This is a genomic window from Vibrio sp. 10N.239.312.D08, from assembly GCF_041466145.1.
In the GTDB taxonomy this organism is placed as follows: Bacteria; Pseudomonadota; Gammaproteobacteria; order Enterobacterales; family Vibrionaceae; genus Vibrio; species Vibrio crassostreae_C.
Genome location: NZ_JBFSSD010000014.1, coordinates 97,505 through 105,656, shown reverse-complemented (window position 1 = coordinate 105,656; position 8,152 = coordinate 97,505). Strand labels below are relative to the sequence as shown.

Annotated in this window: 6 protein-coding genes; 3 read left to right on the top strand and 3 right to left on the bottom strand. The window is 44.7% G+C overall.

Annotated features, from left to right (window positions below):
* The coding region (locus tag AB6D58_RS10070) for a hypothetical protein (protein WP_372157189.1) at positions 1 to 221 on the top strand (221 nt) is incomplete at its 5' end.
* Here AB6D58_RS10070 and pflB read toward each other — a convergent pair.
* The 3 genes from pflB to AB6D58_RS10055 form a co-directional block, all read right to left on the bottom strand.
* A complete protein-coding gene (gene pflB, locus AB6D58_RS10065) occupies positions 211 to 2,508 on the bottom strand; it encodes a formate C-acetyltransferase (RefSeq protein WP_372157187.1) in 2,298 nt (765 codons plus the stop codon). The genes AB6D58_RS10070 and pflB overlap by 11 nt on opposite strands.
* 232 nt (positions 2,509 to 2,740) lie before the next feature.
* Positions 2,741 to 3,085 carry a multidrug efflux SMR transporter gene (locus AB6D58_RS10060; protein WP_017061635.1) on the bottom strand — a complete coding sequence of 115 codons (345 nt, stop codon included), beginning with the start codon at positions 3,083 to 3,085 and terminating at the stop codon, positions 2,741 to 2,743.
* Positions 3,086 to 3,304: 219 nt separating this feature from the next.
* Positions 3,305 to 5,476: a phosphoesterase gene (locus AB6D58_RS10055; protein ID WP_102320867.1), complete on the bottom strand. Its 2,172-nt coding sequence runs from the start codon at positions 5,474 to 5,476 to the stop codon at positions 3,305 to 3,307.
* A gap of 507 nt (positions 5,477 to 5,983) precedes the next feature.
* Here AB6D58_RS10055 and AB6D58_RS10050 point away from each other — a divergent pair.
* Together AB6D58_RS10050 and fghA are read left to right on the top strand one after the other, a co-directional pair.
* Positions 5,984 to 7,132 (top strand): S-(hydroxymethyl)glutathione dehydrogenase/class III alcohol dehydrogenase, encoded by a 1,149-nt coding sequence (locus AB6D58_RS10050; protein WP_017064961.1) that lies wholly within the window; start codon positions 5,984 to 5,986, stop codon positions 7,130 to 7,132.
* Between the two features lie 154 nt (positions 7,133 to 7,286).
* Positions 7,287 to 8,126, top strand: coding sequence for an S-formylglutathione hydrolase (fghA, locus tag AB6D58_RS10045; protein WP_017066507.1), 840 nt, complete (start codon positions 7,287 to 7,289; stop codon positions 8,124 to 8,126).
* Positions 8,127 to 8,152 lie beyond the last annotated feature (26 nt).

Sequence of the window (8,152 nt, the reverse complement as noted above, 5' to 3'; positions counted from 1 at the left end):
CGCATCTTAACTTTTATTGCCAAAATCACTTTGTAAATACGTGGATTCCATATACGCAATGGGGCAAAAGTAAGTTAGAGGTCCTAGTGACCACCACGCCAGACAGAATCAAAGTAATTCCAATTACCGCCATACTCAACGCACAAAAAAGCGCGAGAGACGGATGTCATTCTCGCGCTTTTTTAGAACCGTATATCTTGAAGTTTACGGTTAAATCTTAGCAGTAAACGTACGGCTAATTACATCCTGTTGCTGCTCACGTGTTAACGAGTTGAACCTCACAGCGTAACCCGACACTCGGATGGTTAACTGTGGGTATTTTTCTGGATGTTCGACGGCATCCAACAACATGTCACGGTTAAGCACGTTCACGTTAAGGTGCTGTCCACCCTCAACACGAATCGAACCTGCATTTTCCTCGTGGTGGAAGTAACCATCCATTAGTGCTGCTAGGTTCACTTTTTGGCTTAAGTCATCTTTACCTAGTGCATTTGGTACGATTGAGAAGGTGTAAGAAATACCATCTTTAGCGAATTCAAACGGCAGTTTGGCAACTGAAGAAAGTGAAGCAACCGCACCTTTCTCGTCACGACCGTGCATTGGGTTTGCGCCCGGGCCAAATGGCATACCTGCGCGGCGACCATCTGGTGTGTTACCAGTTTTTTTACCATATACAACGTTTGAAGTAATCGTAAGGATAGATTGAGTTGGAACCGCTTCACGGTAGGTGTTCATTTTCTGAATTTTCTTCATAAAACGTTCAACCAAATCACAAGCAATATCATCGACACGTGAATCGTTGTTGCCAAATTTCGGATATTCGCCTTCAATCTCAAAATCGACAGCGATGCCACCTTCGTTACGTACTGGTGTTACCTTCGCGTATTTGATAGCCGCAAGCGAGTCAGCAACAACCGACAGCCCTGCAATACCACAAGCCATTGTGCGATGAACATCGCGATCCATTAACGCCATTAACGATGCTTCATAGCTATAACGGTCATGCGAGTAATGGATCACGTTCAGCGCAGTGACGTATTGCGTTGCAAGCCAATCCATCATGTCATCAAAGCGAGGCATTAAGCGGTCAAAATCGAGAACTTCATCTTCGATACGAGCAACTTGAGGACCAACCTGCATGTTAGATTTTTCATCAACACCACCGTTAATGGTGTAAAGCAACGCTTTAGCAAGGTTTGCACGAGCACCAAAAAACTGCATATGTTGGCCAACCACCTGCGGGCTTACACAACACGCAATCGCGTAATCGTCGTTATCAAAATCCGCACGCATTAGATCGTCGTTCTCATACTGAAGTGATGAGGTTTCGATAGACACTTTAGCCGCGTATTGTTTAAACGCGATAGGCAGTTGTTCAGACCATAGAACCGTCATGTTCGGTTCTGGCGCTGGGCCCATCGTGTGCAATGTGTGCAAGTAACGGAAAGTCGTTTTGCTAACGAGTGTACGACCATCAACACCCATACCAGCCATTGCTTCTGTTGCCCAAATTGGGTCGCCAGAGAACAATGAATCGTATTCAGGAGTGCGTAGAAAACGAACCATACGAAGCTTCATGATGAAATGGTCAATCAACTCTTGCGCTTGTTTTTCATCAATCAGACCAAGTTTAAGGTCTCGTTCGATGTAAACATCTAGGAAGGTTGATGTGCGGCCTAGCGACATCGCAGCACCATTTTGAGACTTAACCGCAGCTAAGTAACCAAAATAGGTAAATTGGATTGCTTCTTGCGCAGTACGAGCAGGAGAAGACATATCAATGCCGTACTTCAAACCCATTTCTCGCATTTCATCAAGGGCACGAATTTGATCAGTAAGCTCTTCACGTAGACGCAATGTCTTATCTAAATCACCACCCGTTTTAAGCATCTTCTGAGTCGATTTGAATTGCTCATTTTTGTCTAATTTTAGGAAGTCGATACCGTACAAAGCAAGACGACGGTAGTCGCCGATAATGCGTCCACGACCATAAGCATCCGGCAGACCAGTAATAATACCAGAACGGCGACATGCTTTAATTTCGTCGGTATAAAGATCGAACGCTACTTGGTTATGCGTTTTGCGGTACTCAGTGAAGATCTTTTCGATTTGTGGCTCTAATTCACGACCGTACACTTCGCACGACGTTTTCACCATTCGAATACCACCATTGGCGATGATGCCGCGTTTCAGTGGTTTATCGGTTTGTAGACCCACGATTTTTTCGAGGTTTTTTACAATGTAACCGGCATCGTGTGAGGTGATAGTGGAAACGATATCAGTATCAAAATCGACAGGGGCATGAGTGCGGCTTTCTTCTTTAATACCTTCTAGCACCGACTCCCATAGCTGTGTCGTCGACTCCGACACGTCCGCAAGAAAAGACTCATCGCCTTCATAAGGGGTGTAGTTTCGCTGAATAAAATCACGTGCATTAACGGATGTTTGCCAGTCGCCAGCTTGAAATCCCGTCCAAGCTTCCATCATATCGGTTGTCGGAATAGTCATAATGACCCCCTAAGTTATTGATAAACAGATAATATCTATGATTATTTATAATCATTGGTTTCTGCTGGCTATACTAAACCGACCAATCTATGAGTAAAGTGAGCTGTTTTCATAAAATACATGCACAAAATGCATTTATTGGAATTACTATATTATATTCAATACCTTAAGTTGAAGGCTAACTACTCTAGATTCCAATTAGTTTGTTCCTTCAGAAGTAGGAAATAGACTCTTAGTGACTCACCGACGTTGAAAACAGGTTAATGACCACCACACCAGACAGAATCAAAGCGATGCCAATGATCGCGTAGATGTCTAGCTTTTGCCCGTAGACCAACCAAGACAACGCCGCGACCAACACTATCCCTGCGCCACACCAAATCGCATACGCCACACCCAAAGACATGGTTTGAACCGTGAGAGACAACAGATAAAAAGCAAAGCCATAACCGACGAGTACTGCGGCGGTCGCAGGAAGGGAAGTAAATTGCTGCGTTTTAGGCAATAAAGAAGTCGCGACAACTTCAAGCACGATGGCAAGTGACAGCATCACTGGAGGCGGAAGAGATAAAAGCATGTATGAGTCCACAACATTAAATACGGCGCTCAGAATATTGTAGTTTTATTTCCAATTCATGTGATTTTCAGTAAGCAATTATTATGACGTACCTTAAAAATTCTTAAATGTGATGGTTCATTCATCGAAGAACAGAAAGACAAAAAGAGCCCTACAACATCATGTGTAGAGCTCTTTTTAAATCAGCTAATAGGTTAATCCGCTAATAATCTGAGCCGCTTAATTTGCTGATGATGAACCTCTTAGGATATCGCGCTTCACTTCACCTTTAAGATCGGTCAGAGTTTGTTGGTCGATATCAATCAAGAAGTGGTCACTTGCTTGGCCTGTTGCGAATTTTTCAAGAATCACGAACAAGCTACCAAAACGAGAGCGGAACACTTCACCAACGGTATATTGTCCAAGGTCACCCAATTCTGAATCGACAGTGCCATCGAACTCTGAAAGTTCTCGGCTTAACAACTCATATTGGCGCAATTGTGTTTCACCGATATCACGGAATGCCAGTTCGTCTGCGTTACGTAAACGGTAGAAGTCGGTCGCTAACAACTCACCACTCCACTCTGCAAATTCAGCTAACTCTAGTCCCTCTAAAGAAGCCAGTTTCTCAGCGACAACTTTAGCTGTTTGCCAGTCTTGTTGGAATTGATCGTAGTCATCAACACCATTTTCCACACAAGCGCCAACATCGTAACCCAGTTCATTAGCTAACTGACACACGGTAAAGTTGGTTTCTAACTGAGACATGATCATCATCTCTTCGCCATTCATTTCCATGATCATAGCGCGCATCTCTAACGGCCAGTCACCCGGAAGGAAACGTAGGCGTGTTAGTTCACGGATGTGCCAATCAGTCAGTTCGTAGTAACTCTCTGAATTCAGAATATCTTTGTTCCAAATCTTAGCTTCTGCATCAGGATCGCCATTCGCAGCTTGAGTAAGGTATTCATGCTCTTCTTCATAGTGACTGAATAGCTCGTTGTAACGCTTAACTTGATCGATGACCACCGTCTCAACTTCAATCTGATTATCAGGACGAATGTTCAACAGTTTATACGCGGGAATGTAACCCGCTAACGACGGCGCTTGAATATTGAAGAGTGTGTGCTGAACTCCATCGATATTGAAGCTCTTCTTACCCGTATCGTTAAAGTGCATGTGGCCACCAACGTGGATATTTAGACCAGTAGCAGCTAATGCGCGGCTGGTATCGTCATCCGGTTCACGAGCCAGCTGATGGCTTCCTTCACCAAACAGATCTTCAATCTCTTCAGAAGCGCCGTTGTAGAAGTCGGTCATTGGGAAGTGCGAGAAAGAGACAAGCGTCTTGTTCTGCTCTTTCGCTGCTTTTACAACATCAGAGATCCAATCAATTACGTGTTCTTTGTGAGTCAGCATCATGTTGTAACCAGCACTGCTTGAACCATCGAACGTGTTTCCATCTACAGAGCTATCAGACGAATTTTCTTTCGGGCGATAAACGTTCGCGTCGATCGCCAACAACCAAAGCCCTTTCACTGGCTCTACTAAGTAACTGGTATCCGGCACTTCAGAACAGCTTGAGTAACCACTTTCTTTGTAGCTACCACCCGTACCTTCATAACAGATCTCGTACATGCGCTTATCAAAAGCCGCTTCTTCTTTCGCTAAATCATAGCTGTAACTAGCTCGAGCTTGGTCGCTGCTGTAAGGCGTTTCAAAGTAGAGATAGTCTTGCTGAGGGTAGAAGCCGTGAGTGCCTAGGATACTCATGATCTCTTCATAGCCCCATTCACGTACTTCTTCAGTACAGATGGTTGCTAAGTTGTCACCTTCACCGGGAATAGTCGTCCACTCATCGTCATAACCAACACACTCTTCTTTACCGCGGCTATAGATACGCTGCTTCTTACCACCCTCGCCTAGGTAATCAGATTTACCCGCAGGGATTGTAAATGGACGCACTGGATCGTGGTTGCCTGGCGCTGCAAAAAACTCAAGACCATGAGTCTCGCGGTAGTGATCAAAGATGCTAACTAAGCCACGCATATGAATCGGCTGGCCGTCGTCACTAAAGTCACCTGGCAAGGCTACGTATTTCACGCCACGCTCAACCACATCATCAAGCGCCGCTATCATCGCAAAGTAGTTTTCATTGAATAGACGAGTGGAGTTCATCTGAGACTCCATCGTTCGAATTGTCGCATACTCGCCACTATCCGAGTTGTAGAGTCCCGCGAACGAACCATCTTCAAATTTGCCGTAAACATCATGGAAATGGATATCAGGCATGAATGCGACTTGCACTGCGCTATCTAGATTGCCGTTGTCGTCACTTGGTGAACTTGAATTACAACCAACTAATGTGGCTGCTATTAAGCCTGACAGTACGGTCAATGTACTCTTTCTCATTTTCTCTTCCCAAAAAGTTAGAACTCAAAATTTGGCGAGGAGACTAGATGAGAAAAATGACACTATTGTTTCTGATATCTTACAAAACGTCGCACAACGTACGCTTATGCGACATTGCTTCAATCGTTAAAATTCAACAAGTTACCATCCATACTAAAAGCTGATAGCTCAACAACACGAATTGAAGGTTAATATATAAATCGCCATAAAACCTCCACCTAAACATCAGTAAAGGCAATGTATTCAGACCGTTTGGATAAGTCGCCTGTCCTCAAACCTGAGTCGCTCTAGCTAAGATAGTTGCCAATAAGAAAACTGACCGCTCCATACTTATTATTACAAATAAGTAATAATCATTTTCTATTTAAGGGGATTATCAAAACATGCACTCACACCTATACTAGCTCCAACAAAACGAGAGAGCGGAAACAATTAAGCTCAACTACGCTTAACGGGTTGAATTTAATTGCACAGTTATCCGCTGTACTGACATATAGGAAACATCCAATGACAATCGAAATTAAACCTGGTCAAACGCATATCAAATCAAAAGCAATGGTTGCATGGGCAGCTGGCGAGCCACTAAAAATGGAAGAAGTTGATGTACAACTTCCTAAAGCTGGTGAGGTTCTAGTTCGCATCGTTGCTACTGGTGTTTGTCACACTGACGCATTCACATTATCAGGTGACGATCCAGAAGGTATCTTCCCTTCAATTCTTGGTCACGAAGGTGGCGGTATCGTTGAGATGATCGGCGAAGGCGTTACAAGTGTTGAGATTGGCGACCACGTTATCCCACTTTACACAGCTGAATGTGGCGAATGTAAGTTCTGTAAATCTGGTAAAACTAACCTATGCCAAGCCGTTCGTGAAACGCAAGGTAAAGGCCTAATGCCAGACGGTACAAGCCGCTTCTCTATCAATGGCGAAACAATTTTCCATTACATGGGTTGCTCTACTTTCTCTGAGTACACTGTACTTCCAGAAATCTCACTAGCGAAAGTAAGCAAAGAAGCACCACTTGAAGAAGTTTGTCTTCTAGGTTGTGGTGTAACTACGGGTATGGGCGCTGTATTAAACACAGCTAAAGTTGAAAAAGGTGACAACGTTGCTGTATTCGGCCTAGGTGGTATCGGTCTTTCTGCAATCATTGGTGCTCGCATGGCTGGTGCTGACCGCATCATCGGTGTTGATATCAACGAGAGCAAATTCGAGCTAGCAAAACAGCTTGGCGCGACTGACTGCATCAACCCAACTAAGTTCGACAAGCCAATCCAAGATGTTATCGTTGAGATGACAGACGGCGGTGTTGAGTACTCTTTCGAGTGTATCGGTAACGTAAACGTGATGCGTCAGGCGCTTGAATGTTGTCACAAAGGTTGGGGCGAATCAGTAATTATCGGTGTTGCAGGCGCAGGCCAAGAAATTGCAACTCGTCCATTCCAACTAGTGACTGGTCGTGTATGGCGTGGTTCTGCTTTCGGTGGTGTTAAAGGCCGCTCTGAGCTTCCAGAAATCGTTAACCGTTACATGGCGGGTGAGTTTGGTCTTCAAGAGTTCATCACTCATACAATGGGTCTGCAAGACGTAAACGAAGCATTCGACCTAATGCACAAAGGTGAATCTATCCGTACTGTTCTACACATGGATAAGTAACACATCTTGGCCTCGATTCTTTCGAGCATCGAGGCCACAGCTACAAATGAATAGCAACAAACTGTCTTCACCACCTCCTGCCCGGTGGGTGGTGAAACTTTATGTAATATAGACAAATTTACTCCCAAACCATCAACCTAACGGAGCACAATAGATGACAATCGAAAACATTAGCCAAGCAAAGGTTGCTGGTGGTTGGCACAAACAATACACCCACTTTTCTGCAACGCTTGACTGCAACATGCGTTTTGCGATTTTCTTGCCACCTAACGCAAGCAAAGAAAACCCAGTTCCTGTTTTGTATTGGTTGTCAGGCTTAACCTGTACCGATGAAAACTTCATGCAAAAAGCCGGCGCTTTCAAAGCCGCGGCTGAGCAAGGCATCGCGATTGTTGCACCAGACACTAGCCCACGTGGCGAAGGTGTTGCCGACGATGAAAATTACGATCTCGGCCAAGGTGCAGGCTTCTATGTGAATGCCACTCAAGCACCATGGGACAGCCATTACCACATGTACGATTACGTGGTAACAGAGCTTCCTGCACTGATTGAGTCTTTCTTCCCTGTGACATCAGTGAAATCAATATCTGGTCACAGCATGGGGGGACACGGTGCCCTTACGATTGGCATTAACAACGAAGATAGCTACCGTTCTATCTCTGCATTTAGCCCAATCAGTAACCCAATGCAATGCCCTTGGGGCCAAAAAGCATTTAACCAATACTTGGGCTTAGATATTGAAGAGTGGAAGCAGTACGACGCCTCTGAGCTTCTAAAAGCCAAAGGCACTAAGCTGCCAATGTTGGTCGACCAAGGCGAAGCCGATAACTTCCTGATTGAGCAGCTTAAGCCTGAGCAATTAGTCGAAGCCGCTAAGGTAACCAATGCCGATTTAGATCTACGTATGCAGCCTGGTTACGACCACAGCTACTACTTCATCTCTAGCTTTATTGATGAACACATTGAGTTCCACGCTGCTTACTTAAACAAGTAGCCAGATGAATTTAGCCCGCACTTTGT